The organism is Kitasatospora sp. LaBMicrA B282 (assembly GCF_050325825.1).
In the GTDB taxonomy this organism is placed as follows: Bacteria; Actinomycetota; Actinomycetes; order Streptomycetales; family Streptomycetaceae; genus Kitasatospora.
Window position 1 is genome coordinate 1 of sequence record NZ_JBNQTI010000081.1, and the last position, 25,087, is coordinate 25,087.

Annotated in this window: 21 protein-coding genes and 1 pseudogene; 10 read left to right on the plus strand and 12 right to left on the minus strand. The window is 74.0% G+C overall.

From position 1 onward, the window contains the following. The 4 genes and pseudogenes from ACQRUO_RS22160 to ACQRUO_RS22175 all read left to right on the plus strand — a co-directional run. A pseudogene (locus ACQRUO_RS22160) lies at positions 1-2,878 on the plus strand (hypothetical protein); the annotation flags it as partial. Positions 2,879-3,022: 144 nt separating this feature from the next. Further along, positions 3,023-3,688 carry a TMEM175 family protein gene (locus ACQRUO_RS22165; RefSeq protein WP_428317754.1) on the plus strand — a complete coding sequence of 222 codons (666 nt, stop codon included), beginning with the start codon at positions 3,023-3,025 and terminating at the stop codon, positions 3,686-3,688. Positions 3,689-3,731: 43 nt separating this feature from the next. Next, on the plus strand, positions 3,732-4,265 hold the full coding sequence (locus ACQRUO_RS22170) for a GNAT family N-acetyltransferase (RefSeq protein ID WP_428317755.1): 534 nt from the start codon (positions 3,732-3,734) through the stop codon (positions 4,263-4,265). Positions 4,266-4,575: 310 nt separating this feature from the next. Beyond that, positions 4,576-4,962, plus strand: a complete 387-nt coding sequence (locus ACQRUO_RS22175; protein WP_428317756.1) for a barstar family protein — start codon at positions 4,576-4,578, stop codon at positions 4,960-4,962. A gap of 63 nt (positions 4,963-5,025) precedes the next feature. On the opposite strand, the gene ACQRUO_RS22180 is transcribed toward ACQRUO_RS22175, so the two are convergent. The 4 genes from ACQRUO_RS22180 to ACQRUO_RS22195 form a co-directional block, all read right to left on the minus strand. Then, positions 5,026-6,447, minus strand: coding sequence for a M1 family metallopeptidase (locus ACQRUO_RS22180; RefSeq protein ID WP_428317757.1), 1,422 nt, complete (start codon positions 6,445-6,447; stop codon positions 5,026-5,028). A gap of 116 nt (positions 6,448-6,563) precedes the next feature. After that, positions 6,564-10,481: a Pls/PosA family non-ribosomal peptide synthetase gene (locus tag ACQRUO_RS22185; protein ID WP_428317758.1), complete on the minus strand. Its 3,918-nt coding sequence runs from the start codon at positions 10,479-10,481 to the stop codon at positions 6,564-6,566. A 395-nt stretch (positions 10,482-10,876) separates the two neighbouring features. Further along, positions 10,877-11,272: an SSI family serine proteinase inhibitor gene (locus tag ACQRUO_RS22190; RefSeq protein ID WP_428317759.1), complete on the minus strand. Its 396-nt coding sequence runs from the start codon at positions 11,270-11,272 to the stop codon at positions 10,877-10,879. A 71-nt stretch (positions 11,273-11,343) separates the two neighbouring features. Beyond that, on the minus strand, positions 11,344-11,799 hold the full coding sequence (locus tag ACQRUO_RS22195) for an ArsR/SmtB family transcription factor (RefSeq protein WP_428317760.1): 456 nt from the start codon (positions 11,797-11,799) through the stop codon (positions 11,344-11,346). 144 nt (positions 11,800-11,943) lie between these two features. Between ACQRUO_RS22195 and ACQRUO_RS22200 the strand changes: the two genes are divergently transcribed. Then, entirely contained in the window at positions 11,944-13,050 is a 1,107-nt protein-coding gene (locus ACQRUO_RS22200) for an NADH:flavin oxidoreductase/NADH oxidase (protein ID WP_428317761.1), read from the plus strand. Positions 13,051-13,115: 65 nt separating this feature from the next. Here the strand turns inward: ACQRUO_RS22200 and ACQRUO_RS22205 are convergent, their stop codons facing one another. From ACQRUO_RS22205 to ACQRUO_RS22215, 3 genes are all read right to left on the minus strand, one after another. After that, positions 13,116-13,400 carry a hypothetical protein gene (locus tag ACQRUO_RS22205; protein ID WP_428317762.1) on the minus strand — a complete coding sequence of 95 codons (285 nt, stop codon included), beginning with the start codon at positions 13,398-13,400 and terminating at the stop codon, positions 13,116-13,118. A 120-nt stretch (positions 13,401-13,520) separates the two neighbouring features. Next, positions 13,521-14,216 carry a FadR/GntR family transcriptional regulator gene (locus ACQRUO_RS22210; RefSeq protein ID WP_428317763.1) on the minus strand — a complete coding sequence of 232 codons (696 nt, stop codon included), beginning with the start codon at positions 14,214-14,216 and terminating at the stop codon, positions 13,521-13,523. Positions 14,217-14,313: 97 nt separating this feature from the next. Then, positions 14,314-14,817 carry a hypothetical protein gene (locus tag ACQRUO_RS22215; protein ID WP_428317764.1) on the minus strand — a complete coding sequence of 168 codons (504 nt, stop codon included), beginning with the start codon at positions 14,815-14,817 and terminating at the stop codon, positions 14,314-14,316. Positions 14,818-15,059: 242 nt separating this feature from the next. On the opposite strand from ACQRUO_RS22215, the gene ACQRUO_RS22220 reads away from it, so the two are divergent. From ACQRUO_RS22220 to ACQRUO_RS22230, 3 genes are all read left to right on the plus strand, one after another. Further along, positions 15,060-15,629: a gluconokinase gene (locus ACQRUO_RS22220; RefSeq protein WP_428317765.1), complete on the plus strand. Its 570-nt coding sequence runs from the start codon at positions 15,060-15,062 to the stop codon at positions 15,627-15,629. Continuing rightward, a complete protein-coding gene (locus tag ACQRUO_RS22225; protein ID WP_428317766.1) occupies positions 15,626-17,020 on the plus strand; it encodes a gluconate:H+ symporter in 1,395 nt (464 codons plus the stop codon). Before ACQRUO_RS22220 ends, ACQRUO_RS22225 begins: the two co-directional genes overlap by 4 nt. Before the next feature lie 80 nt (positions 17,021-17,100). Next, positions 17,101-17,574: an N-acetyltransferase family protein gene (locus ACQRUO_RS22230; protein WP_428317767.1), complete on the plus strand. Its 474-nt coding sequence runs from the start codon at positions 17,101-17,103 to the stop codon at positions 17,572-17,574. Between the two features lie 7 nt (positions 17,575-17,581). Here ACQRUO_RS22230 and ACQRUO_RS22235 read toward each other — a convergent pair whose 3' ends face one another. Beyond that, positions 17,582-18,028: a cytidine deaminase gene (locus tag ACQRUO_RS22235; RefSeq protein ID WP_428317768.1), complete on the minus strand. Its 447-nt coding sequence runs from the start codon at positions 18,026-18,028 to the stop codon at positions 17,582-17,584. 104 nt (positions 18,029-18,132) lie between these two features. On the opposite strand from ACQRUO_RS22235, the gene ACQRUO_RS22240 reads away from it, so the two are divergent. After that, a complete protein-coding gene (locus ACQRUO_RS22240) occupies positions 18,133-18,576 on the plus strand; it encodes a nitroreductase family deazaflavin-dependent oxidoreductase (protein ID WP_428317769.1) in 444 nt (147 codons plus the stop codon). Positions 18,577-18,690: 114 nt separating this feature from the next. After that, a complete protein-coding gene (locus tag ACQRUO_RS22245) occupies positions 18,691-20,043 on the plus strand; it encodes an acyltransferase (protein WP_428317770.1) in 1,353 nt (450 codons plus the stop codon). Between the two features lie 30 nt (positions 20,044-20,073). Here ACQRUO_RS22245 and ACQRUO_RS22250 read toward each other — a convergent pair whose 3' ends face one another. The 4 genes from ACQRUO_RS22250 to ACQRUO_RS22265 form a co-directional block, all read right to left on the minus strand. Continuing rightward, positions 20,074-20,610, minus strand: coding sequence for a YbhB/YbcL family Raf kinase inhibitor-like protein (locus ACQRUO_RS22250; RefSeq protein WP_428317782.1), 537 nt, complete (start codon positions 20,608-20,610; stop codon positions 20,074-20,076). A 94-nt stretch (positions 20,611-20,704) separates the two neighbouring features. Further along, on the minus strand, positions 20,705-22,300 hold the full coding sequence (locus tag ACQRUO_RS22255; protein WP_428317771.1) for an FAD-dependent oxidoreductase: 1,596 nt from the start codon (positions 22,298-22,300) through the stop codon (positions 20,705-20,707). Between the two features lie 123 nt (positions 22,301-22,423). Then, positions 22,424-23,944, minus strand: coding sequence for a glycerol kinase GlpK (gene glpK, locus ACQRUO_RS22260; protein WP_428317772.1), 1,521 nt, complete (start codon positions 23,942-23,944; stop codon positions 22,424-22,426). Positions 23,945-24,027: 83 nt separating this feature from the next. Then, a complete protein-coding gene (locus ACQRUO_RS22265; protein WP_428317783.1) occupies positions 24,028-24,741 on the minus strand; it encodes an MIP/aquaporin family protein in 714 nt (237 codons plus the stop codon). Between the last annotated feature and the right edge of the window lie 346 nt (positions 24,742-25,087).

The window sequence follows — 25,087 nt, forward strand, 5'->3', positions numbered from 1 at the left end:
CGAGCTGGCCGCGGCCCGGGCCAGCGACGCCCGCGCCGCCGCCCAGCGCGCGCTGGCCGCCGAGCGCCGCACCGCCGTCCAACTGGCCGGGGAGGAGCGGCTGGCCGAACTGCTCGGCCTGACGCCGTACCACGACGGCGACGAGCTCGACGAGCCCTCGCCCGAGGCCGCCGCACAGCGCCTCACCCCGGACGTGCTGGACCGCGCCGCCGAGGACCTCACCGAGCTGCTCGACACCGCCGTCAGCACCGCCGAGCGCACCCTGTTCGACCTGCGCACCGCCGCGGCCGACGACGCCCGGATCCTGGCCGCGCTCGGTGACGGCGGCCTGCTGCCGCCTGGCCCGGACGTGCTGGCCACCGTGGAGTACCTCGGTGAGCAGGGCATTCCGGCGCTGCCCGGCTGGCGCTACCTGGCCCAGTCGGTCGACCCGCTGGACCACGAGCGGATCCTGGCCGCCCGCCCGGAGCTGGTCGACGGCGTGGTGATCACCGACCCGTCCGCGCTGGACCGGGCCCGCGAGGCACTCCAGGGCGCCGCGCTGCTGCCCCGCTCCACCGTGGCGGTCGGCTCGGCCGCGTCGCTGATCGCCCCGATCACCGACGAGCCCGCGTTCTTCCTGGTCCCGCCCAACCCGGCCATGCACGACGAGTCCGCCGCCGACCAGGAGCGCCGCGAGTTGCGCGAGCGCGCCGCCGCCCGCGACGAGCACATCCGCGAGCTGGCCGCCCGGCTCGGCGGCGACCGGGCGCTGGCCGCCCGGCTGGCCTCCTGGCAGGCCAACTGCCCGCCCGGCACCCTGACCGAACTCGCCGAGGCCGCAGCCCTAGCCGCCGAGCAGGCCGAGCTCGCCGCCGCCCGGCTGGCCGCCGCCCGCGCCGAGCACGCCGAGGCCGAGGCCGACCGGGCCGCCGCCGCGAGCGTCCACGAGGAGCGCCGCGAGGCCACCCAGCAGAGCCGCCGCCGCGCCGACGCGCTGGCCGGCCTCGCCTTCCGGCTGCGCGAGCGCCCCACCTGGACCCGCTCACTGCGCGAACTCGCCGAGGACGCCGCCGAGTGCGAGCGCCGCCAGGCCGCCTGCGCCGAGCGCGCCCAGGCCTGCGACGAGGACCGCCGCGCCGCCCAGCGCGCCGCCGACGACGCCCGCCGCACCGCCCGCACGCTGCGCGCCGAGCGGGCCGAACTGGCCGGCACCGTCGCGGTCAGCGAGGAACTGCCCACCGCCTCGCTGCCCGCGCTGCGCGAGGCCTACCGGGCCGCCGCCCAGCTGTACGAGAAGGTCGGCGTCGGCGCCGACCTGCGCGCCGAGCAGGCCCGCGCGGAGAGCGAGGAGACCTCCGCCCAGGCCGAGCTCGACCGGCTCACCAACAAGGTCCGCACCCGGGCCGAGGAGCTGCTGAACAGCCCCGACGGCGCCGACGGCCCGGCCCGCCAGGCTGCCGCCGCCCGCGCCGAGGAACTGGTCGCCACCATCGAGGCCCGGTCGGCCGCCGCCAGCGAGCAACTCGGCCGGCTGCGCGGCGAGGTCGAGCGCTCCGCCCCGGCCAGCGGCGAGGCGCACACCGAACTGCCCGAGGATCTGGTCCCCACCGACCCCGAGCACGCCCAGCAGCTGCTGCGGGTGGCCACCGGCGAACTCGCCGAGAAGCGCGAGCTGCTGGAGGGCGCCCGGATCGAGCACGGCGAGCTGCTGCGCACCCTGCAGTCCGCCCAGTCCGCCGCCGCCGACTTCGACGAGGCCGCTGCCCAGCTGCGCGACGGCCTGCGCGACCACGCCGCTGAGGAGGGCGAGCCGGCCGCCGAGCCCTACCTGGACACCCTCGCGGAGGCCCGCACCACCGCCACCGAGACCCGCCGGGCGCTGCGCACGGCCTCCGCCGAGCTGACCGCCGCCGACCTCGCGGTCCGCGACGCCGCCGACGCCCTGGTCCGGCACGCCAACGCCGCCCGTTACGAGGCCGTCCGTACCCCGGCCCGCCAGCAGATCCGCGAACTGCCCGCCGCCGCGCTGCCGGAGCACGCCGCCGCCTGGGCGGCCGCCTTCGCGCCCCGGCTGCGGGTGCTCACCGACGAGCTCAGCCAGCTGGAGCGCAACCGCGGCTCGATCGTGGACCGGCTGCGCGGCCTGGTGGAGACCTCGCTGGCCACCCTGCGCGCCGCCCAGCGGCTCTCCCGGCTGCCCGAGGGCCTGGGGGAGTGGTCCGGGCAGGAGTTCCTGCGGATCCGCTTCGAGGACCCGGACGCCGCGGTGCTCGCGGAGCGCCTCGGCGAGGTGATCGACGAGGCCACCCGGGCCGCCGTCAAGAAGAACTCCGACCTCAGGCGCGACGGCATGTCGCTGCTGCTGCGTGCGGTGGCCGCCGCGATCGGGCCCAAGGGCGTCAGCGTGGAGATCCTCAAGCCCGACGCGGTGCTGCGCGCCGAGCGGGTGAGCGTGGGTCAGATGTCCGACGTCTTCTCCGGTGGGCAGCTGCTCACCGCGGCGATCGCGCTCTACTGCACGATGGCCGCGCTGCGGGCCAACGACCGCGGCCAGTCCCAACTGCGGCACGCCGGCACGCTCTTCCTGGACAACCCGATCGGCCGGGCCAACGCCACCTACCTGCTGGAGCTGCAGCGCGCGGTGGCGGACGCCCTCGGGGTCCAGCTGATCTACACCACCGGCCTCTTCGACACCACCGCACTGGCCGAGTTCCCGCTGGTCATCCGGCTGCGCAACGACGCCGACCTGCGGGCCGGGCTGAAGTACATCTCGGTCGAGGAGCACCTGCGGCCCGGCCTGCCGGCGCCGCAGGACCCGGACGGCCCGACCGTCCACGGCGAGATCACCGCCACCCGGATGTTCAAGCGGCCCGCCGAGCTGCCGGCCGCGGAGTAGCCGGAGGAGCCGGCGGAGCCGGCGCAGCGGACCCCGGAGACCGGCACGGCGGGCCCGGTGCCCCGACCGAGGGCACGTCAGCCCGCCCTGCTTGGATGGTCGCCGCACACCCGGGGGATCTGCCGCATCAGGAGGAGCTGGCCCATGGCGACCGCCTACCACCGCATCGTCGGCGGCAGCGTGCACCGGCTGTCGGCGATCAGCGACGGGATCTTCGCCGTCGCGATGACCCTGCTGGTGCTCGACCTGCACGTGCCCGCGCTGCAACTGCTGCACGCCCAGCACGCGCTCTGGGCCCCGGGCGCCACCGGCGGCGAACGGCAGCTGTGGCACGCGCTGGTCGCGCTCGCCCCGCGGCTGGGCATCTTCGTGCTCGGTTTCCTCACCCTGGGCATGTTCTGGCTCGGCCAGCAGGCCCAGCTCGACCACCTGGCCCGCGGCGACCGCCACCTGACCTGGATCCACCTGACCTTCCTCTGCGCCGTCTCGCTGATGCCCTTCTCCACCGCGCTGCTCGCCGAGTACGAGACCTACCGGGTCGCGCTGCTCGTCTACTGGCTGCACCTGCTGACCCTGGGCCTGCTGCTGCTCGGCGCGCTGCGCTACGCCGAGCGGGCCAAGCTCTTCCGGTCCGACACCCCGGAGGGCCTGGTGGCCGCGGCGCGCCGGCGGATCGTGGTGGCCCAGGCGCTCTACGCGGTCTCGGTGGCGCTGGGCATGGTCAACACCTACCTGAGCGTGGCGCTGATCGTGCTGCTGCAGCTCAACTCGGCGGTCGCGCCCGACATCCGCCCGCTCAACCGGTTCTGAGCGGCCCAAGCGGTCCCGGCGGCCCTGACGATACGATCATCGGATGTCCGACTACCTTGCCCAGGGCGACCGCGTCGCGATCCGCCTGCTGCGCCCCGAGGACCGCGCCCAGTTCACCCGCCTCGCCCGGGAGAACGCCCCGCTGCACCACCCCTGGCTGGCCCCGCCCACCACCGACGAGGCGTACGACGCCTACCACGCGCGGCTCACCGAACCGGTCCGCGAGGGCTTCGCGGTCTGCCTGCCGGAGACCGGCGAACTGGCCGGCTACGTGTCGATCAACAACATCGTGCACGGCGCCTTCCGCTGCGGCGCGCTCGGCTACGGCGCCTTCGTGGCCGGTCGAGGCCTGGTCCGGGAGGGCGTCGAGCTGGTCATCCGGTACGCGTTCACCACCATGGAGCTGCACCGACTGGAGATCAACGTCCAGCCGGACAACACCCGTTCGATCGCGCTGGCGCGAAGCCTCGGGTTCCGCCTGGAAGGCCTCTCACCGGACTTCCTCTTCATCGACGGCGCCTGGCGCGACCACGAGCGCTGGGCGATCACCGCCGACCTGGTCGAGGGCCTGGCCTAGGGCCTGTCTTCGACCTCCCGCCTGCGGGGCGATGCCGGGGCACGCACCTCGACGGCTTCTCGTCAGTCGCCGATGGCCCCTAGCCTTCGGCCGGGAGGTGCCCCCACCGCATGGACTCTCCCCCAGCCTTCGGCCGGGAGGTACCCCCATCCTCGGCGCCGCCGATGCACGCACCCGTGGGGGCACCTCCCAGCCGCCAGGCTGGGGGAGCCGCCCCGCCCGCCCTTCGGGCGGACGACGGGAGTTTGAAGACAGGCCCTAGCCCCGACCCGGCCCCGCCCCGGCCGGCCGGCGACGTAGGGTGAGCACCGTGACGGTGACATACCTGCTGGACGGCACCCGGATCCGCACCCTGGAGGACTTCTGGCGGGTGATCGGCGAGGCGGTCAACGGCCCCGGCGGCTACTTCGGGCGCAACCTGGACGCCTTCGCCGACTGCCTGAGCGGCGGCTTCGGGCAGCCGGACGACGGCGACTACGTCATCGAGTGGCGCGACCACCAGGTCTCCCGCGAGCACCTCGGACACCCCGAGACCGCCCGCCAGTTGGAGCTGCGGCTGGCTCGCTGCCACCCCACCAACCGCCCCGCGGTCGCCGCCGAGCTCGCCGCCGCCCGCGCCGGCCGCGGCCCCACGGTCTTCGACTGGCTGCTGGAGATCTTCGAGGACCGGGCCCCCGGGGTGCTGCGGCTCGCCTAGCCCGGCTCGCCTGGCCCGGCTCGCCTGGCCCGGTCCGGGCGGAGCCGGGGAATCCAGCGCGGCTCAGGCGCGCCGGACCACGCCCCGCCAGAAGCCGCCGCCGCGGCTCTCGCCGCCCCCGCCGCCCGCGGACTCCGCGCCGCCGGACCGCCCGGCGGGGAGCACCGGCAGCGCGGGCAGCGGGCCGTCGAACAGCCAGGCGTCGAAGAGCTCGACCAGCGCGCCGCCGGCCTCCGCCGCCGCGTAGCGCTGGGCGTGGGCCATGAAGTCCGCCGTGGTCACCACGCCGCCGCGGCGGCCGGTGGCCCAGTCCCGCAGCATCCGGCGGAAGGCCGTCTCGCCGAGGGCGACCCGCAGCGCGTGCACCGCGAGGCCGCCGCGCTCGTACAGCCGGTCGTCGAACATCGACTTGCGACCGGGGTCGGCCAGCCGCAGGTCCTGGGGGAGGCCGGCGAGCATCCGGTGCGCGGTCGCGGCGTGCTCCTGGGCGCTGCGGCCACCGGCGTGCTCGGCCCAGAGCCACTCCGCGTACTTGGCGAAGCCCTCGTTGAGCCAGATGTGCCGCCAGTCCGCGACGGTGACGCTGTTGCCGAACCACTGGTGCGCCAACTCGTGCGCGACCAGCCGCTCCGAGCCGCGCACCCCGTCCACGTGGTTGGTGCCGAAGACCGCCATGCCCTGCGCCTCGACCGGGACGTCGAGCTCCTCGTCGACCACCACGACCCGGTACTCGTCGAACGGGTACGGGCCGAAGAGCTCCTCGAAGAACCGCATCATCTGCGGCTGCCGCCCGAAGTCCCCGGTGAACTGCGGCACCAGCACCGGTGGCACGTACCCGCTCTGCGGCACCGCGCCCGGCTCGGGGGCCACCAGCAGGACCCGCTCGAGGCTGCCGACCGCTATCCCGACCAGGTAGCTGGAGGTGGGCGCGGCCTGCTCGTAGACCCAGGTGGTGCTGCTGGCCCGGGTGGTCCGGGTGAGCAGCCGGCCACCGGTGACCACGGTGTACGGCGAGGGGGCGGTCAGCGAGACGAGGTAGGAGGCCTTGTCGGCGGGCCGGTCGTTGCACGGGTACCAGGAGGGCGCGCCGACCGGCTGACTGGCCACCAGCGCACCGTCCGTCAGTTCCTCCCAGCCGAGCCCGCCCCACGGGCTGCGCACCGGCTTGGGGTTGCCGCTGTAGTGCACCTCGACGGTGAACGCGGCCCCGGCGGCCAGCGTCTTGGCCGGCCGGATCCGCAGCTTGCCGCCGCGGTGCGTGTAGTGCGCGGCCTTGCCGTCGACCAGCACCCGGCCGATCCGGAACTCGGCCAGGTCGAGCGCGAACTCGCGCAGCGCCTCGGGCCCGGCCAGCGCGCCGATCCGGGCGGCGCCGGCCAGCCGGTTGGGACCGGGCCGGTAGTCCAGGGTCAGCTCGTAGCGGTGCACCCGGAAGCGGGGGTCGCCGTGGTCGGGGAAGTACGGATCCACCTGCTTGCTGCCCACCGCTGTGCCCGCTCCCCGTTCCTCGCCGTCCACCACGCGCCCCGCCCTGCCGGGTTCCCCCGGGCCGGACCCGAACCTGTCAGGTCTCACCCTGTCAGGTTCCAGCCTGCCAGGCCTCACGCCTGCCAGGCCTCGATCGGGTTGCCCAGCCAGCGGGTGTCGGCCGGCACCGACTCCGCGCGCATCACCAGCGAGGCCGGCCCCAGCGTGCTGCGCGCCCCGACGGTGCTGCCGGGCAGCACGATCCCGCCCGGGCCCAGCGTGGCACCCTCGCGGAGCACCACACTATCCATCCGCATGATCCGGTCGTGGAAGAGGTGGGTCTGCAGCACGCAGCCCCGGTTCACGCTGACCCCGTCGCCCAGGGTGACCAGGTCGGCCTCGGGCAGCCAGTAGCTCTCGCACCAGGTGCCGCGCCCGATCCGGGCGCCCAGGCCGCGCAGCCAGAGCGTCATCACCGGCGTGCCCGGCACCGCGCCGACCAGCCACGGCACCGCCAGCACCTCGGTGAAGGTGTCGGCCAGCTCGTTGCGCCAGACGAAGGAGCTCCACAGCGGCCGCTCCACCGCCCGGAACCGCCCGACCAGCAGCCACTTCGCGGCCAGCGAGACCGCGCAGGCCAGCGCCCCGGCGGCCAGCAGCACCACCCCGGAGAGCAGCGCCATCAGCCACTCCGAGCCGCCGGCGAAGCCCGCCCCGGGACCGGCCGGCCCCAGCGCGCAGAACGCCGCGACGGTCAGCACGCCCAGCGCCACCGAGCAGAACACCGGCAGCAGCCGGGCCAGCTCGACCAGGCCGCGGGCCCAGAGCAGGTGGGTCGGCGGGTCGTAGGTCAGGCTCTGGTCGCCGTCCTCGGCCGAGCGGGGCAGCTTCACCGGCGGCAGACCCAGGTAGGAGCTGCCCTTCTTGGCCTTCTTCGGGGTGGCCGAGAGCACCCCGACCAGGCCACGGTCGGGCACCGCGCGGCCGGGCGCGGTCATCCCGGAGTTGCCCAGGAAGGCGCGGCGGCCGACCTCGGAGGGGCCGATCCGCAGCCAGCCACCGCCCAACTCGTAGGGGGCGATCAGGGTGTCGTCGGCCAGGAAGGCGCCGTCGCCGACGGTGGTGAGGCTGGGCAGCGCGAGCACGGTCGAGGCCTCGACGCGGCGGCCGACCTTCATGCCGAGCAGCCGCAGCCAGAACGGGGTGATCAGGCCGGCGTAGAGCGGGAAGAGGGTCTCCCGGGCCAGGTCCATCAGCTGGCTGACCGTCCAGGCCTGCCAGCCCTGGCGGCTGTGCACCGGGTGGTGGCCGGGGTGCAGGCCCAGGCTGAGCAGGCGCACCGCGCCGACCAGCAGCGCCGCGTAGGTCAGGCCGAAGGCCAGGGCCGCCGGCACCACCGCGAGCAGCGTGCCGCGCAGCGCCGCGCCGAGCCCGGTGGTGGGGTCGACGAACTGCGCGGCGACCAGCAGCGCGGGCGCCGCCGCGAGCAGCGGCAGCAGGGCCAGGCCGAGGCCGCCGACGCCGTACGCGGCCGCCCAGACCCGCCGGCGCGGCGGGCGCTGCTTCGGCCAGGCCTTCTCGGCCCGCCCCAGCTTGACGGCGGGCGCGCCGCCCCAGCGCTGGCCGGTCGGCACCTGCCCGGTGACCGAGGAGCCGGGCGCGACCTCGGCCCGCTTGCCCACCTTGGCCCCGGGGAAGAGCATGCTGCGGGTGCCCACCATGGCCCCCGAGCCGATCTTGATCGCGCCGATCTCCAGGCGGTCGCCGTCCAGCCAGTGGCCGGACAGGTCGACCTCGGCCTCGACCGCCGCGCCCTTGCCGAGCTTCAGCAGCCCGGTGACCGGCGGCAGCGCGTGCAGGTCGACCTCCTTGCTGATCTTGGCGCCCAGCGCCTGCCCGTAGCGGACCAGCCAGGCGCCGGACAGCTGGGTGGCGCCGCTCGCCTCGGCCAGCCGCTCGGCCGTCCACAGGCGCAGGTGCACCGAGCCACCGCGCGGGTAGCTGCCCGGGGTCACCCCGCGCAGCAGCAGCCGGGCGCCGCCGGCCGCGACGGCCAGCCGCCCGGGCGGGCTGTACAGCACGGCGGCACCGGCCGCCACCAGCCACCAGGAGGCGGTGGGCGCCCACGGGTAGGCGCCGAACCAGTGCAGCACGTTGCCGAACGCCAGCAGCGCGACCGTCCAGCGCAGGCCGACCAGGGTGAACAGCGGCAGCAGCAGGAGCAGCTGGAGCAGCTTGGCCCGGGTCGGGGTGGGGGCGATCTCGCGCGCCGGGCCGCTGTCGGCGGCCGAGCGCTCCAGGTGCCGGGCGAGCTTGCGCAGCACCGGCTGCTGGTAGATGTCGAGCACCGCGACCGCGGGGTAGCGGGTGCGCAGCAGGGTGACGAGTCGGGCGGCCGCCAGGCTGCCGCCGCCGATCGCGAAGAAGTCGTCCTTGGCGCTGCCCACCGGCACGCCGAGGATCTCCCGCCACTGTTCGGCGAGCCAGGCCTCGGTGCCGTAGAGCTGCTCGCCCGGGCCGCTCTGCTCCAGTTCGGGCAGCGGCCAGGGCAGCGCGTTGCGGTCCACCTTGCCGGAGGTGCGGGTGGGCAGCTCGGCGACCTCGGTGAGCAGCGGCACCAGGGCGGCGGGCAGCTCGGCGCGCAGCCGGGCCACCGCCGCCTCCCGGTCGAAGCCGTCCTGGGTGACCAGGTAGCCGACCAGCAGCTGGTTGCCGCCGCGCGCGGTGCGCACCGCGGCCGCGGCGCCCTGGACGCCGGGCAGCGCCTGCAGGGCGGCGTCCACCTCGCCCAGCTCGATCCGCCGGCCGCCGAGCTTGATCTGCTCGTCGGCGCGGCCCAGGAAGACCAGGCCCTCGGCATCGGCCCGGACCAGGTCGCCGCTGCGGTAGGCGCGGTCCCAGCCGAGCGCGGGCAGCGGGGCGTACTTCTCGGCGTCCTTGGCCGGGTCCAGGTAGCGGGCCAGGCCGACCCCGCCGATCACCAGCTGACCGCTGTCGCCCATCGGGACCGGCTGCCCGGCCTCGTCGACCACGGCCAGCTCCCAGCCGACGAGCGGCAGGCCGATCCGCACCGGGCCCTCGCCGGTCAGCTGGGCGCCGCAGGCGACCACGGTGGCCTCGGTGGGGCCGTAGGTGTTCCACACCTCGCGGCCCTCGGTGACCAGGCGCTCGGCCAGCTCGGGCGGGCAGGCCTCCCCGCCGAAGATCAGCAGCCGGACGTCGCCCAGCGACTCGGCCGGCCAGAGCGCGGCCAGCGTGGGCACGGTGGAGACCACGGTGATCTCCTGCTCGGCCAGCCACGGGCCGAGGTCGGCGCCGCCGCGCACCTGGGAGCGGGGGACCGGCACCAGGCAGGCGCCGTACCGCCAGGCCAGCCACATCTCCTCGCAGGAGGCGTCGAAGGCGACCGAGAGGCCGGCCATCACCCGGTCGCCCGGGCCGATCGGCTCGTCCTGGAGGAAGAGCGCGGCCTCGGCGTCCACGAAGGCGGCGGCGTTGCGGTGGGTGACGGCCACGCCCTTGGGCTTGCCGGTGGAGCCGGAGGTGAAGATGATCCAGGCGTCGTGGTCGGGGGTGGGCGGCCCGGCCTGCCCGCTGCCGGGGCGCAGCACGGTCAGCTCGCCGTCCGCGCCGAGCACCGCGGTCACCTCGGCCTCGCCGAAGACCAGGTCGGCGCGCTCCTGCGGGTCCTCGGCGTCCACCGGGACGTAGGCGGCGCCGGCGGCCAGGGTGGCCAGGATGCCGACGTAGAGCTCGTTGGTGCCGGACGGGACCCGGATGCCGACCCGGTCGCCGAGGCCGACCCCGGCGGCGGCCAGCCGGCGGCGGACCGCCTCGACCTCGGTGAGCAGCGCGCGGTAGCTGAGCTGGGTGTGGCCGTCGTCCAGCGCCGGTTCCTGCGGGTGGGCCTGGGCGGCGGCCGCGAGGACCTCCACCAGGGTCCGCGGCGCCGGGGCGGCGCCGCTGCCGACCCCGAAGAGTGCGGGCACGCTGCGCGGAGCGACCGGCTCGTGCTGGTCACTCTCGGTACTGGTCTGCATCATGACAGCCATCCGGATCCTCATCCCTGGTCCCCCGCCCGGGCCGCACCAGACCCCCGGTGACCTGCGATGATCCGCTTGTTCGGGGGCTCGGCTCCGGCCCGGAGCGCAAACAACCCGATCGATGGTAGACCGCTGCGGAGCGAAACGACGAGGGTGCCTCCGTGGCCCGGTGCGCCCAACTGGCCGATCTTGGGCCAGATCTGACATGCCGTCAGTTTTGACGGCCCTTGCCCTGCACAGGTTCTGACGGACCGTCATTCAAGTTGACGGTCCGTCAGGTCGGATTTTGCGATGTGACCCAGTCCACACGGTAGGCCTGCTCCGGGCGTGGCGCCCGGTGTGCTGCGGCGTCCGGGTGACGCCGGCGACCGGTGCGGCGGGCGGGTGGTGGCTATCACGGAGGGTCAGAACCGGAAGACCGGGTCGGTCCTGGTGCGCAGTCCGCAGGGGTTGGCGAAGTGGCGCGACCAGGCGACCGTGGTGCCGAACCAGAAGCCGTGGGCGAAGGCGGTTACCGGCTGGTAGAGGTTGTTGCAGAGCACGCCCGGGTCGCCGCGCAGCTGGTCCAGGTCACCGTCGGCCGCCGCGATGGCGGCGCAGGCGGCCGCCGGATCGGGGTGGGTGCCGCCGTCCGGGGCGCAGAGCAGGTCGACCCGCTCGGTGGCACCGGTGGTGTCGTTGCGGACCGCCAGGTGTAGCAGGGCGCCCAGGTCGGCGGGCTGCGCCTGGGCAGGGGTCGGCACGGTCAGGAAGGCGAGGGCGAGCGCGGACAGGGCCGCGCGGATGCGCAGGGAAATCACAGCGCACAGGGGTACCAGTGGGTTACGCGGCACGCCCAAAGCGTCACTCGAAGGTGGGCGAGTCGGCAGCGTCAGACGTCGATATCGTCAAGCTCGGGTTGACCGGCGGTCTGCTGTGTGGTCCCGGTGTCGGTCTCCGCCTCAGCCTCGGTCTCGGTCTCCGCCTTGGGCCCGGCCTCGGCGGCCGCCGGCTGCTGCGCGAGCTCCGCCTCGGCCGCCGCCAGCACCCGGTCCAGCAGCCCGGGGAAGCGCGCCGCCAGGTCGTCGTGGCGCAACGAGCTGAGCCGGGCGGTGCCGCGCCGGTACTGGCGGATCACCCCGGCCTCGCGCAGCACCCGGAAGTGGTGGGTGCTGGTCGACTTGCTGACCGGCAGGCTGAAGGCGATGCAGGACATCAGCTCGTGGCCGGCGGCCAGCTCGCGCGCGATCCGCAGCCGCACCGGGTCGGCCAGCGCGTGCAGCACGCCCACCAGGCGGATGTCGGCGGTGGCGGGCTCGGGCAGCCGCTGGTCGGCGTCGTCGATCATCCGCCCATGGTACGGCGCTCCTCGTACTACGGTGAAGGTCGTACTACGGAAATCCTCGTAGTACGTCACCTCTCGTACTACGAAGAGCCTCGTAGTACGATCCCTCTCGTATCAAGCCAGTCCGCTTACCGCGAGGAGTCGGTCGTGTCTGCCCTGTTCGAGCCCATGACGCTGCGCGAGCTCACCATTCCGAACCGGGTCTGGATGGCCCCGATGTGCATGTACTCGGCCGCCACCGAGGGGCCGGAGACCGGCGTGGCCACCGACTTCCACTTCACCCACCTGACCAGCCGGGCCGCCGGCGGCACCGGCCTGATCCTGGTGGAGGCCACGGCCGTCGCCCCCGAGGGCCGGATCAGCGCCATGGACCTCGGCCTGTGGAACGAGCGCCAGCAGGAGGCGCTGGCCCGGATCACCGCCGCGCTCAAGGGCTACGGCACGGTGCCCGGCATCCAGCTCGCGCATGCCGGCCGCAAGGCCTCCACCCGCTCCCCGTGGGTGGGCGGCCAGGCGGTCCCGGAGCACGAGGGCGGCTGGCGCACCGTCGCCCCGAGCGGCGAGCCGTTCGGCGACCACCCGGACCCGGATGCGCTCACCGTCGAGCAGATCGGCGAGATCGTCCAGGCCTTCGCCGACGCGGCGAAGCGGGCGCTGGCGGCCGGCTTCCAGGTGGTCGAGGTGCACGGCGCCCACGGCTACCTGATCCACGAGTTCCTCTCCCCGCAGAGCAACCACCGCACCGACGCCTACGGCGGCTCCTTCGAGAACCGGATCCGCTTCGCGCTGGAGGTCGCCGCCGCGGTCCGCGCGGTCTGGCCGCAGGACCTGCCGGTCTTCTTCCGCACCTCGGCCACCGACTGGCTGACCGAGAACGCCGAGGACGAGCGCGAGGGCTGGACCGGCGAGGACACCGTCCGGCTGGCCAAGGAGCTGTGGGCCGTCGGCATCGACCTGCTGGACGTCTCCACCGGCGGTCTGGTCCCCGATGCCCGGATCCCGGCCGCACCCGGCTTCCAGGTGCCGTTCGCCGAGCAGGTCCGCCAGGCCACCGGTCTGCCGGTCGCCGCGGTCGGCCTGATCACCGAGGCCGCGCAGGCGGAGCAGATCCTCACCGACGGGCGCGCCGACGCGGTGCTGCTCGGGCGCGAACTGCTGCGCAACCCGTACTTCGCGCAGTACGCGGCGCGCGAGCTGGCTGCCGAGCGCCGCTGGCCGTCCCAGTACGCCGGCGCGATCGGCATCCGCGGCTGAACGCGGCGACGCGGGGCCGGCAGTACCGGCCCCGCCAGGTCGGCCGCCCGTTCAGTGCCGCCCGTTCAGCGGGGGGACGGGCGGCTGACCGCGCGCGGCGAGTCGTACCCGGGGCCGCGACGGCGCTGCGCGGCGATCTGCCGCGAGATCACGATCTCCAGCAGGCACCAGACGATCCCGAACACCCCGATCCCGCTGACCAGTAGCATCAGCGTCAGCGCCTTCCGGGCGTGGGCGAACGAGGCCAGCGTGGCCACGGACAGGCTGACCAGCGTGAAGGCCAGGAAGACCACGGTGCGCACGGCCGCGGCCCGCACCTCGTCCGGCATCCGTCTGCGTGCAGCGGCCATCGGCGCCAACCCCCGGGAAACTGAACCTGGCCGGGGCGGACCCGTCCGCCCCTCGCCCCCCTGCCTGCCCCTGGCCGCCGGGGACAAACGTCACGATCGGGGTGCGGGCAGCCGCCGCCCTCAGCCCAACTCGGCGGCCAGCTCCTGCAGCGCGCCGGTCACGATGGTGCGCATCGCCTGCTCGGCCCGGTCCGGCGCGCCCGCGCAGATCGCCTCCGCCACTTCGCGGTGCAGCTGCAGCGCGTACGCCCGCGGCTGGCGCGGCATCAGCTTGTGCTCGGTGCGCCCGGTCAGCACCGCGCCCACCGTGTCGCCCAGGTGCGCGAACATCTCGTTGCCGGAGGCGCGCAGCACGGTGGCGTGGAAGGCGATGTCGTGCTGCAGGAAGGCGGTCAGGTCCATGGCCCGCGCGGTGACCGTCAACTCCACGGCCAGCGCGCTCAGTTCGCGGCACTCGTCGGGGCTGGCGTACTGCGCGGCGAGCGCGGCCGCGGCCGGCTCGACGGCCACCCGCAGCGAGCCCAGCGAGCGCAGCTGCGCGGCCCGGTCGGCGCCGGCCAGCCGCCAGCGGATCACCAGCGGGTCGAAGACGTCCCAGTCCCGCCTGGGCAGCACGGTGATCCCGATCCGCCGCTTGGAGGCCACCAGCCGCATCGACTCCAGGATCCGCACCGCCTCCCGCACCACCGTGCGCGAGACGCCGAACCGGGCCTCCAGCTCCTCGATCCGCAGCACCGCCCCCTCGGGCAGCTCGCCGCCGGCGATGGCCGGTCCCAACTCGGCGAGCAGTTTGCCGGGCAGTCCCTGGATCTCCATTGGTTCAGCCTAAGGGACCGCACCGGGCCGCCCGGACGACCCGGGGCGGGAGCCACCGGTGCCGTCGGCAACTCCCGCCCCGCGGTGCGCCGCTGACTCAGCCGAAGCTGATCACGTAGGTGGCCAGCGAGGTGTTGGTGAAGTGGATCTCGCCGGTCAGGCCCTCGTACTGCCCGGTGCCGCCGGTGACCACGCCGTTGAACTCCAGCGGGTACTTCGCGGTCTTCGGGTCCTGGATCGGTGCGACGACCTGGAAGGCGATCTGGTCGCTGCTGCCGTTGAAGACGATCTGACCGGCGCAGAAGACGGTCACCGAGGCCGGCGTGACCGAGTCCTTGTCGCACTGGTCGTAGGCGGTGGCGATCTTGTTGCCGTTGGAGTCCTTGACGGTGGCACTGCCGCCGAAGCCGGTGCCGACCGTGGAGCCGGTGCTCGCCTCGTCGTTGGTGCCGTTGAAGTCGAGCACCATGGTCGGCGGGACGGCGCCGGCGCGGTGGCCGATCGCGGTGTTCGCGGCCATCGCGGGGGCGGCGGGGGCGAGCGCCAGGGCGACGGCAGTGGCGGCGGCCCAGGTCTTCGGCGAGGTCAGGACACGGAGCATCGTTGCGGTTCCTCCTGGTGTGGGTCGAGCCCGCTGCTCGAACGCACTGCCATTCGTACACGTCTGGTGACTATGTGTGTCTGATTTGTGACTGGAGGTGACGCGTGTCGTAAAGGTTGCCGTCGACAGGTTGATAAGTATGACGATTTGATGTCGCGCTCTTGAATAGGTCATACCTTTGACGCCATAGTGACGTCAGCGCGGCCAGCGGGCCGCAGCCCGGACCACCAGGAGCACCGCCCATGGCTCTCAGCGCCGAGAACCAGCCGACCGCCCCCCAGCGACCGGCCGCGCGGCCACTGGTCGTGGTGATGGGCGTCTCGGGCGTCGGCAAGACGACCGTCGCGCAGCTGCTCGCCGAACGCCTCGGCCTCCCCTGCGCCGAGGCCGACGACTTCCACCCCGCCGCCAACATCGCCAAGATGACCGCCGGCATCCCGCTGGACGACGCCGACCGCGCCCCCTGGCTGCAGGCGCTGGCCGGCTGGCTGCGGGCGCGGGCCGCGGCGGGCAGCGGCGGCGTGGTCACCTGCTCCGCGCTCAGGCGGGCCTACCGCGAGGTGCTGCGGACCGGCAGTCCGGACACCTTCTTCCTGCACCTGGCGGGCAGCCGACGCCTGGTCGCCGGCCGCCTCGCGCTGCGCACCGGGCACTTCATGCCGCCCTCGCTGCTCGACTCCCAGTACGCCGCCCTCGAACCGCTCGGACCCGACGAGCACGGCGTCGTGCTGGAGCTCGGCGCGCACCACCCCCACGAACTCGTCGAGCTGGCCGTCGCGCTGCTGCGGCCCGTCCATGGAGACCCCGAGTGACCCCCCACCTGCCGCCCGCCGACCGGATCCTGGCCGCCGGACTCCCGCACACCCACAGCGACGGGCGCCTGCTGCTCGCCACGCTGCTCGTCATCGGCCTGATCGTGCTGGCGATCAGCAAGCTGAAGCTGCACCCCTTCCTCGCCCTGACGGTCGGCTCCGGCCTGCTCGCCGCCCTCGCCGGCGCACCCTTCGACCAGCTGATGACCAGCTTCTCGAGCGGCTTCGGCGCCACCGTGACCAGCGTCGGCCTGCTGATCGGGCTGGGCGCGATGCTCGGCCGGCTGCTCGCCGACTCCGGCGGGGCGAACATCATCGCGGACACCGTGCTGGCCCGCTCCAGCACCCGACTGCTGCCGTGGGCGATGGCGCTGATCGCGGCGGTGCTGGGGCTGCCGCTCTTCTTCGAGATCGGCGTGGTGCTGCTGATCCCGATCGTGCTGCTGGTCGCCCGGCGCGGCGACGTTCCGGTGATCCGGGTCGGCCTCCCGGCCCTGGCCGGCCTCTCCGTGCTGCACGGGCTGATACCGCCGCACCCCGGCCCGCTGGTCGCGGTCGACGCGCTGAAGGCCGACCTCGGCGTGACGCTGGCGCTCGGCCTGCTGATCGCGGTGCCCACGCTGATCATCGCCGGCCCGCTCTTCGCCAGGGTCGCCGAGCGCTGGGTCGGCCCGCTGACCCCGCCCCGGCCCACCTCGACCGCCCCCGAGCGCACCGGCCCGGCCCCCTCCTTCGCCGCGGTGCTCGCCACCATCCTGCTGCCGGTGGCGCTGATGCTGGGCAAGGCGCTGGCCGACGTGGCGGTGGACGACCCCAGGGCCGAGGCGCAGCGGGTGCTCGACTTCGTCGGCTCCCCGCTGATCGCCCTGCTGGCCGCGGTGCTGCTGGCGATGGTCACCCTGGGCCGGGCGGCCGGCTTCGACCGCAGCCGGCTCGCCGAGTCGGTCGGCGCCTCGCTCGGGCCGATCGCCGGCATCGTCTTCATCGTCGGTGCCGGCGGCGGGTTCAAGCAGACCCTGGTCGACGTCGGCGTCGGGGACGCGGTCAGCCACGGGGCCGGCCGGCTGCACATCCCGGTGCTGCTGCTCGGCTGGCTGATCGCGGTGCTGATCCGCCTCGCCACCGGTTCCGCCACCGTCGCCACCATCACCGCGGCCGGCATCGTCTCCCCGCTGGCCGCCGGCATGTCCACCACCCACTCGGCGCTGCTGGTGCTGGCCGTCGGCGCCGGCTCGCTCTTCCTCTCGCACGTCAACGACGCCGGCTTCTGGCTGGTGAAGGAGTACTTCGGGATGAGCGTGGGGCAGACGCTGAAGAGCTGGTCGGTGATGGAGACGGTGATCTCGGTGGTGGCGATCGCCCTGATCCTGCCGCTGAGCCTGGTGATCTGACCGGCTCGGCGAACGGCGGGCGGCGCCCGGCGCCGCAAATCCCGTTGACCCGGCGGACACCGCTCCGGTTACCTGCTGCGATGACCGACCTCCAGCCGCCCGCCGGCCTGCGCCTGACCCCGCTCGATCCCGCCACCGCCACCGACGCCGTGCTCCAGGAGTGGCGCGAGGTGCACAACGCGATCATCCCGGCCGACCCGCTCTCGCTCGCCGACGTCCGCGAGCGGGTCGGCCGCCACCGGCTGGAGCTCGCCCACCTCGGCCCGACCCTGGTCGGCTGCTCCACCGTGCGCCCGCCGCAGCCCGACGGCCGCACCGCCACGGTGATCGCCCGGGTGCTCCCCGCGCACCGCGGGCAGGGGATCGGCACCGCCCTCTACACCGCCGGCCTCGCCCGGGCCCGCGCGCTGGGCGCCGAGGCGATCGAGACGGTGGTGCTGGAGAGCAACACCGACGGCCTGCGGTTCGCCGCCGCCCGCGGCTTCACCGAGCTGGAGCGCTACCTGCTGCCCGGCGACACCATCCGCTACGTGGACCTGCGGCTGGCCGACTGACCCCCGGTCACTCCGCCGCCGGGTACCCCCACCCGTCCTCCGGGAAGACCCGCGCGAACCAGTGCGGCTGCAGCTCGGACAGCGGCAGCGAACGCCAGCGCCGGTGGTCGGCGGCCTCCGGCACGCCGACCTCGACCCGCGGGCCGTAGGCGAACAGCCGCTCCTGGCAGACCCCGCACGGGGCCACGATCCAGTAGCCGCGCCCCTGGTCGGCCAGCAGCACGCAGACCGAGGCGACCACCCGCCGGTCGCGCTTGAAGGCCTCGCAGATCGCCCCGGTCTCGTGGCACAGCTGCACCGCGCCGTTCAGCGCCACCGGCGCGATGCCCGTCACGATCGACCCGTCGTCCAGCCGCAGCGCCGCCGCCCCGGACCACTCCCGCCCGGGGGTCCGGGTGCGCGCCAACTCGATCGCGGCATCGACGAGTTCCTGATCCACAGCGATGGCAGTCATGATCGTGACGCTACCTGACCCACGGGCGGTGCGAGGTCACCCCGGTGCGGCCGGATCTGGTGAATGATGGGGCCGACGGCGCCTAGCGATGGGACGGATACACCATGCCTCTGACCGGTGAGTACCAGCCGAGCCCGGCCCAGTGGGTGCGTGACCAGGTCGAGCTCTACGAGTCCTCCGGCGGCACCGACGGCACCACCATGCGGGGCAGGCCCGTGGTCATCCTGACCACCCTCGGTGCCCGGAGCGGCAAGATCCGCAAGACCCCGCTGATGCGGGTGGAACACCAGGGCCGGTACGCCGTGGTGGCCTCGCAGGGCGGCGCGCCCAGCCACCCGACCTGGTACCACAACGTGCTGGCCAGCCCGCTGGTCGAGCTCCAGGACGGGCCGCACCGCCAGGACATGACGGCGCGTGAGGTCACCGGCGAGGAGCGCGAGCTGTGGTGGGGCCGCGCCGTCGAGGCCTGGCCGGACTACGCCGAGTACCAGAAGAGGACGGACCGGGTGATCCCGCTGTTCGTCCTGTCGCCGGTCGCGGGCGACTGAGCCGAGCGGGCGGCCCCGAGCCCTGGATCCGCCGCGTCCCCTGCTCTATCGTCCTTCGCAGAGGTCTGGACCAGTGAGGTCCCAACCGGCCGACGGGGAGCAGGGGTCCGCACCGTGGACGAGAGCGCCGACAGCACCACCACGACCACCGTGCGAGCCGGCGGCGGCCCCGGCCCGACCGTGCGCTGCGGCCTGCCCGACCTGATGCTGGCCGACCTCGCGGTCTCGGTCGTCCTCTGCTTCCCGCACCGCCTCACCCCGCACCGCCTCGCCACCGGCCTGGCCCGCGCCCTGGCGCTCGCCCCGATCTTCGCCGGCCGGCTGCGCACCACCACCGGCGGCGGGCTGGAGATCGTCTGCGCGGACGCCGGCGTCCCGTTCACCACCGCCGAGGCCCCCGACACCCTCCCCGAGGTGCTCGCCCGCCTCACCCTGACCGCCGCCGGCTACGTCGACCACGTCCCGGCCGCCGCCGCCCGCACCGGCGACCACCCGCTGCTCACCGTCCGGCTCACCCACCTGGCCGACGGCGGCACCGTGCTCGGCTGCTCCTGGCACCACGCCCTCGGTGACGTGCAGACCTTCACGACGCTGCTCCAGGCCTGGTCCGCCGCCGTCGAGGGCACCGAGCCGCCGGCACCGGTCCTGGTCGAGGACCGCGACGCCTACCTGGACACCGTGCTGCCGCGCACCGACTGCGGCCGCCCGGGCTTCCGCCTGCCGGACCCCGCCGATGCCGCCCGCCTGGCCCGAGAAGTGGACCGGGCCGCCCTGGCCAACCGCACCGTGCAGCTCTACTTCACCGACGCCGAAGCCGCCCGCACCCGCGCCGCCTTCGAGGCCGCCGCCGGCACCCGACTCTCCGTCAACGACGCCCTCACCGCCCACGTCATGACCACCCTGCGCGCGCTGGACGACAACCCCGACGAGCAGTACCTGACCATGCCGGTCAACCTGCGCCGCTTCCTGGGCGTCCCGCCCGGCGTGCTCGGCAACCTGCTCGGCGAGGTCCACCTGCCCGCCGCGCCGGGGCAGTCGCCGGCCGCGTTCGCCGCAGCGATCCGCGCCGCGGTGGCCGACTTCACCACCAGCCAGCTGAGCCTGCGGGCCAGCCGCAGCTTCCTGGCCGCGCTCGGCCCGGACCGCCTACGCGCATGCGTGCCGCTCGGCTTCGACCCGGCGCGCAAGACCTTCACCCTCTCCAGCTGGTGCCGCACCGGGGTGTACGGGCTGCGCTTCGAGGGGGAGCGGCCGGTCTTCTTCGGCCCGACCGGCAACCTCCCGCTGCCCTGGGTGTCCTGGCTGGTCGAGGGCTTCGACGGGCGCGGACTGCTGCTCACCGTGGTGCTCCCGGCCCGCCTGGCCGCCGCCGTCCGCGCACCGGCCGGCCGCGCGGCGCTGCACCCCTTCCGGGCGGCGGACGAGCAACTGCCGCCGCCGGCGCGCCGGGTCCCGCGGCTGGTCTGAGCCGCGCGACCCGGCCGCCGGGCCGGAGCGTCAGTCGCCGGTGTTCTCGTAGGTCGCCATGATCGTCGCCCGGCCGACCGCATGGAAGCCGGCGGTGGCCGCGATCGCCGCCGCCGAGGTCTCCGAGTCCAGGCCCAGCTTCTCCACGCCCACCGCGGTCACCGAGAAGACGTAGCGGTGCGGGCCGTGCCCGGGCGGCGGGGCCGCGCCGCCGAAGTTCTTGGTGCCGTAGTCGTTGCGGGCCTGGATCGCCCCGGCCGGCAGGCCGACGAACTCCCCGGTGCCCGCGCCGGTCGGCAGCGCGGTGACGTCGGCCGGGATGTCGAAGACCACCCAGTGCCACCAGCCGCTGCCGGTCGGCGCGTCCGGGTCGAAGCAGGTGACCGCGAAGCTCTTGGTCTCCGCCGGGAAGTCCGACCAGCTCAGCTGCGGCGAGGTGTCACCGAACGCCAGCACCTGGGCGTCGGGCAGCACGCCGCCGTCGGTCAGGTCGGTGCTGCTCACGGTGATGCCCGGGACGGGGCGCTGGAAGTCGTGCGGAAGCGGTGGCCTGGTCACGTCGGGGATGCCTCCTGGAAAGGGGGGAACCGGTCGGCTCCGAGAGTAGACGAAGGGCGGCCACCCCTTCACGGGGTGACCGCCCTTCAGCGAGTCAACAGACTCAGCCCTGCTGACGCTTCGCCAGGAAGTCCGCCACCTGCTGGCGGATCTCCGGAGTGTCCAGGCCGCGCACCGTCATGGTGGTGCGGCGGCGCAGCACGTCGTCGGGGGTGTAGGCCCACTCGTTGTCCGCGGCGAAGGCGACCTGCGCCCAGACGTCCGGGCCGTCCGGGTGGATCGGCTCGCCCAGCGCCGGGTCCTCGGCGATCAGGCGGGAGATGTCGAAGGAGAGGGTGCCGTAGTGGCTGGCCAGGTGCTTGGCCACCAGCGGCTCCATCCGGGAGCCGGGCTCGCGGTCCACCAGCAGGCGGTGCGCCACCGCGTTGGGCGCGCCGACGCCGGGCAGCGGCACGGTCGGGGCGATCGGCGAGATGTCCTCGCCGATGCCGGCGCCGCGCACGTGGGCCAGCTTCTCCAGCACGGTGCGGCCGATGTGGCGGTAGGTGGTCCACTTGCCGCCGGCCACCGACAGCATCCCGCCGCGGCCCTCGGTCACCACGGTCTCGCGCTTGGCGGCGGCGGTGTCGCCGGGGCCGCCGGGCAGCACCCGCAGGCCGGCGAAGGAGTAGGTGATCAGGTCGCGGTCGATGTGCTCGTCGCGGATCGCGTGGCCGGCCTCGCCGAGGATCTGGTCCACGTCGGCCTCGGTGGCGCGCACGTCGCGCGGGTCACCGGTGTACTCCTCGTCGGTGGTGCCGAGCAGGACGTGGTCCTCCCACGGGATGGCGAAGGAGACCCGGTACTTGTCGATCGGGATGGTCAGCGCGGCGCGCCACGGCGAGCGGCGCTTGACGACCACGTGGGCGCCCTTGGAGAGGCGGATGCTCGGCGCGGCGCCGGCGTCCTCCATCCGGCGCAGGTGGTCGACCCACGGGCCGGTCGCGTTCAGCACCAGGCGGGCGTCGACGCCGAACTCGGTGCCGTCCAGCCGGTCCTTCAGCTCGGCGCCGGTCACCCGGGTGCCGGTGAAGCGCAGACCGGTGACCTCGGCGTGGTTGAGCACCACGGCGCCGGCGTCCACCGCGGCGCGCACGGTCATCACGGCGACCCGGGAGTCGTTCATCTGGTGGTCGCCGTAGACCGCGACCGAGCGCAGGCCCTCGGTGCGCAGCGCCGGCACCTGCTGGGCGGCGTGCGCGGCCGTGGAGACCCGGCCCATGCCGTCGCGGAAGGCGGAGAGCGCCGAGTAGAGGAAGACACCGGCACCCAGCTTGGGCGCGCTGTGCGGGCCGCCCTTGTAGACCGGGACGAAGAAGGTCAGCGGGTTGACCAGGTGCGGGGCCACGTCGGTGGCCAGCGCCCGGCGCTCCTTGTGGTTCTCCGCCACCAGCTTGACCGCGCCGGTCTGCAGGTAGCGCAGACCGCCGTGGACCAGCTTGGAGGAGGCGCTGGAGGTGGCGCCCGCGAAGTCGCCCGCGTCCACCATGGCGACCTTGAGGCCGGCCTGCGAGGCGGTCCAGGCGACGGCCGTGCCGAGGATGCCGCCCCCGATCACCAGCAGGTCGTAGGTGGCCTTGCCCAGCAGCTCACGGGTCTCGGCGCGGGAAGCGGTGCGGCCGGGGGTGCGCTCGGCGCCCAGGGTCGGGATGGTTGCCATGGTGTGTGTTCCGGGCCGCGGTGCGGGCGGCGCCGGGTCTCCTCTCGAAGTGCGGTCGGCCTCGGGAGGCCGGGGAAAACTCGTGTGCCGGCCGGGGCGTCATTGCCCCGGCCGGCTGACGGCTCAGCCTTCCGGCTGGTCGTCCTCCTCCACCCAGCCCATGGTGCGCTCCACGGCCTTGAGCCACTTCTTGTACTCGCGCTCCCGGGTGGCCTCGTCCATCCGCGGGGTCCACTCGGCGGCGCGGTGCCAGTTGGCCCGCAGGGTGTCCAGGTCGTTCCAGAAGCCGACGGCCAGGCCGGCGGCGTAGGCGGCGCCCAGCGCGGTGGTCTCGGCCACGAACGGGCGCTCGACCGGGGCGTCCAGCACGTCGGCGATGTTCTGCATGAGCAGATTGTTCGAGGTCATGCCGCCGTCCACCTTGAGTGCGGTCAGCGTGACGCCGGAGTCCTTCTCCATCGCGTCGACCACCTCGCGGGTCTGCCAGGCGGTGGCCTCCAGCACGGCGCGGGCCAGGTGGCCCTTGGTGACGTACCGGGTCAGGCCGGCGATCACACCGCGGGCGTCGGAGCGCCAGTACGGGGCGAACAGGCCGGAGAAGGCCGGCACGAAGTAGGCGCCGCCGTTGTCCTCGACGGTGTTGGCCAGGGTCTCGATCTCGGCCGCGGTCGAGATGATGCCGAGCTGGTCGCGCAGCCACTGCACCAGCGAGCCGGTGACCGCGATCGAGCCCTCCAGGGCGTAGACCGGCTTCTGGTCGCCGATCCGGTAGCCGACCGTGGTCAGCAGGCCGTGGTAGGAGTTGACGACCTTCTCGCCGGTGTTCAGCAGCAGGAAGGTGCCGGTGCCGTAGGTCGACTTGGCCTCGCCCTCGTCGAAGCAGGTCTGGCCGAACAGCGCGGCCTGCTGGTCGCCGAGCGCGGAGGCCACCGGGACGCCGGCCAGGTCGCCGACCGCCTCGCCGTAGACCTCGGCGGAGGAGCGGATCTCCGGCAGCACCTGCAGCGGGACGCCCATCGACTCGGCGATCTTCTCGTCCCAGGCCAGGGTGTGCAGGTTCATCAGCATGGTGCGGCTGGCGTTGGTCACGTCGGTGACGTGCTTGCCGCCGTCGACCCCACCGGTGAGGTTCCAGATCACCCAGGTGTCCATGGTGCCGAACAGGATGTCGCCGGCCTCGGCGCGCTCCCGCAGGCCCTCGACGTTGTCCAGCAGCCAGCGGATCTTCGGGCCGGCGAAGTAGCTGGCCAGCGGCAGGCCGGTCTCGCGGCGGAAGCGGTCCTGGCCCACGTTGCGGCCCAGCTCGCGGCAGAGGCCCTCGGTGCGGGTGTCCTGCCAGACCAGCGCGTTGTGCACCGGCTCGCCGGTGTTCTTGTCCCACAGCACGGTGGTCTCGCGCTGGTTGGTGATGCCGATCGCGCGGATGTCGTCCTTGGTCAGGTTCGCCTTCTCCAGGGCGCCGCGGACCACGGACTGCACGCGGGTCCAGATCTCGGCGGCGTCGTGCTCGACGTAGCCGGGCTGGGGGAAGATCTGGCGGTGCTCCTGCTGGTCGACGGAGACGATCCGGCCGTCCGCGCCGAAGATGATGCAGCGGCTGGAGGTGGTGCCCTGGTCGATCGCGGCGATGTAGTTCGCGGTCATCAGTCTGGATCCTCGGCTCTGAGGGGTGGGTGGGGAGGCTTGGTGCTGGGGGATCGTGCCCGGTTCCGGTCGGAACAGGCCGCTTAGAACAGGCCCTTGTAGAGCAGACCGGAGAGCAGGCCGCCGATGACCGGACCCGCCACCGGGATCCAGGCGTAGTTCCAGTCCGAGCCGCCCTTGTTGGGGATCGGCAGCAGCGAGTGGACGATGCGCGGGCCGAGGTCGCGGGCCGGGTTGATGGCGTACCCGGTCGGGCCGCCGAGCGAGAGGCCGATGCCGACCACGGTGAACGAGGTGATCAGCACGCCGATCGTGCTCAGGCCGAGGCCGTTGTTGTTGAGGCCCTGGGTGAGGATCGCCAGGCAGAGCACCATGGTCGCGATGATCTCGGTGAGCAGGTTCTGGATCGGGTTCCGGATCTCGGGGCCGGTCGAGAAGATGCCGAGGGTGGGCTCCTCGTTGGCCTGGAACTGGCCGAGGTAGGTCACCCAGACGAGTGCGGCGCCGATCATCGCGCCGAGCAGCTGGGAGCCGATGTAGAGGGGCACCTGGCTCCAGTCGCCGCTCTTGACGGCGAGGGCCAGGGTGACCGCCGGGTTCAGGTGGGCACCGGACTTGGGGCCGACCATGTACGCGGCGACCATCACCGCGAAGCCCCAGCCGAAGGTGATGGCGAGCCAGCCCGCGTTCTGGGCCTTGGACTTCTTCAACGTGACGGCAGCGCAGACGCCGCCACCGAGGAGTATCAGCGCGGCCGTGCCGAGCGTTTCGCCGACGAAGACATCGCCGTTCGAGATGGCGGACACAAAGACTCCTTTGTCCATATGGCCGGTGCCTAGTGGGTCGAGCCCGTGGCAGGCGGTGGGGGAGAGCCACGGCGGGGGGAGACCGTGGCGGGTGCGTGCCTCCCGTCCCCGGGAGGCGGCCCTGCGGTGGGGGACGACCGGTGGGCGGAGGAGTGGGTGCTACCCGGTACTTCCGACAACCACCGTTCGACATTGTCGACCGCTATGCGGGAGTTTTCCGCTTTGCAGCTGCTACGTCAAGGCCAGGTGACCTCCCTGTGACCCTCCCCTCGTCCGGGCGGCCTCCGGTGCGGCGAAGCTACCAATCGAACAGGTGGATATACGGACAAAACACCGA

Coding starts and splice junctions, on each gene's coding strand:
- ACQRUO_RS22165 (WP_428317754.1), top strand. CDS start 3,023: ATGGCGACCGCCTACCACCGCATCGTCGGCGGCAGCGTGCACCGGCTG.
- ACQRUO_RS22170 (WP_428317755.1), top strand. CDS start 3,732: ATGTCCGACTACCTTGCCCAGGGCGACCGCGTCGCGATCCGCCTGCTG.
- ACQRUO_RS22185 (WP_428317758.1), bottom strand. CDS start 10,481: ATGGCTGTCATGATGCAGACCAGTACCGAGAGTGACCAGCACGAGCCG.
- ACQRUO_RS22195 (WP_428317760.1), bottom strand. CDS start 11,799: ATGATCGACGACGCCGACCAGCGGCTGCCCGAGCCCGCCACCGCCGAC.
- ACQRUO_RS22205 (WP_428317762.1), bottom strand. CDS start 13,400: ATGGCCGCTGCACGCAGACGGATGCCGGACGAGGTGCGGGCCGCGGCC.
- ACQRUO_RS22210 (WP_428317763.1), bottom strand. CDS start 14,216: ATGGAGATCCAGGGACTGCCCGGCAAACTGCTCGCCGAGTTGGGACCG.
- ACQRUO_RS22215 (WP_428317764.1), bottom strand. CDS start 14,817: ATGCTCCGTGTCCTGACCTCGCCGAAGACCTGGGCCGCCGCCACTGCC.
- ACQRUO_RS22220 (WP_428317765.1), top strand. CDS start 15,060: ATGGCTCTCAGCGCCGAGAACCAGCCGACCGCCCCCCAGCGACCGGCC.
- ACQRUO_RS22230 (WP_428317767.1), top strand. CDS start 17,101: ATGACCGACCTCCAGCCGCCCGCCGGCCTGCGCCTGACCCCGCTCGAT.
- ACQRUO_RS22235 (WP_428317768.1), bottom strand. CDS start 18,028: ATGACTGCCATCGCTGTGGATCAGGAACTCGTCGATGCCGCGATCGAG.
- ACQRUO_RS22240 (WP_428317769.1), top strand. CDS start 18,133: ATGCCTCTGACCGGTGAGTACCAGCCGAGCCCGGCCCAGTGGGTGCGT.
- ACQRUO_RS22255 (WP_428317771.1), bottom strand. CDS start 22,300: ATGGCAACCATCCCGACCCTGGGCGCCGAGCGCACCCCCGGCCGCACC.
- glpK (WP_428317772.1), bottom strand. CDS start 23,944: ATGACCGCGAACTACATCGCCGCGATCGACCAGGGCACCACCTCCAGC.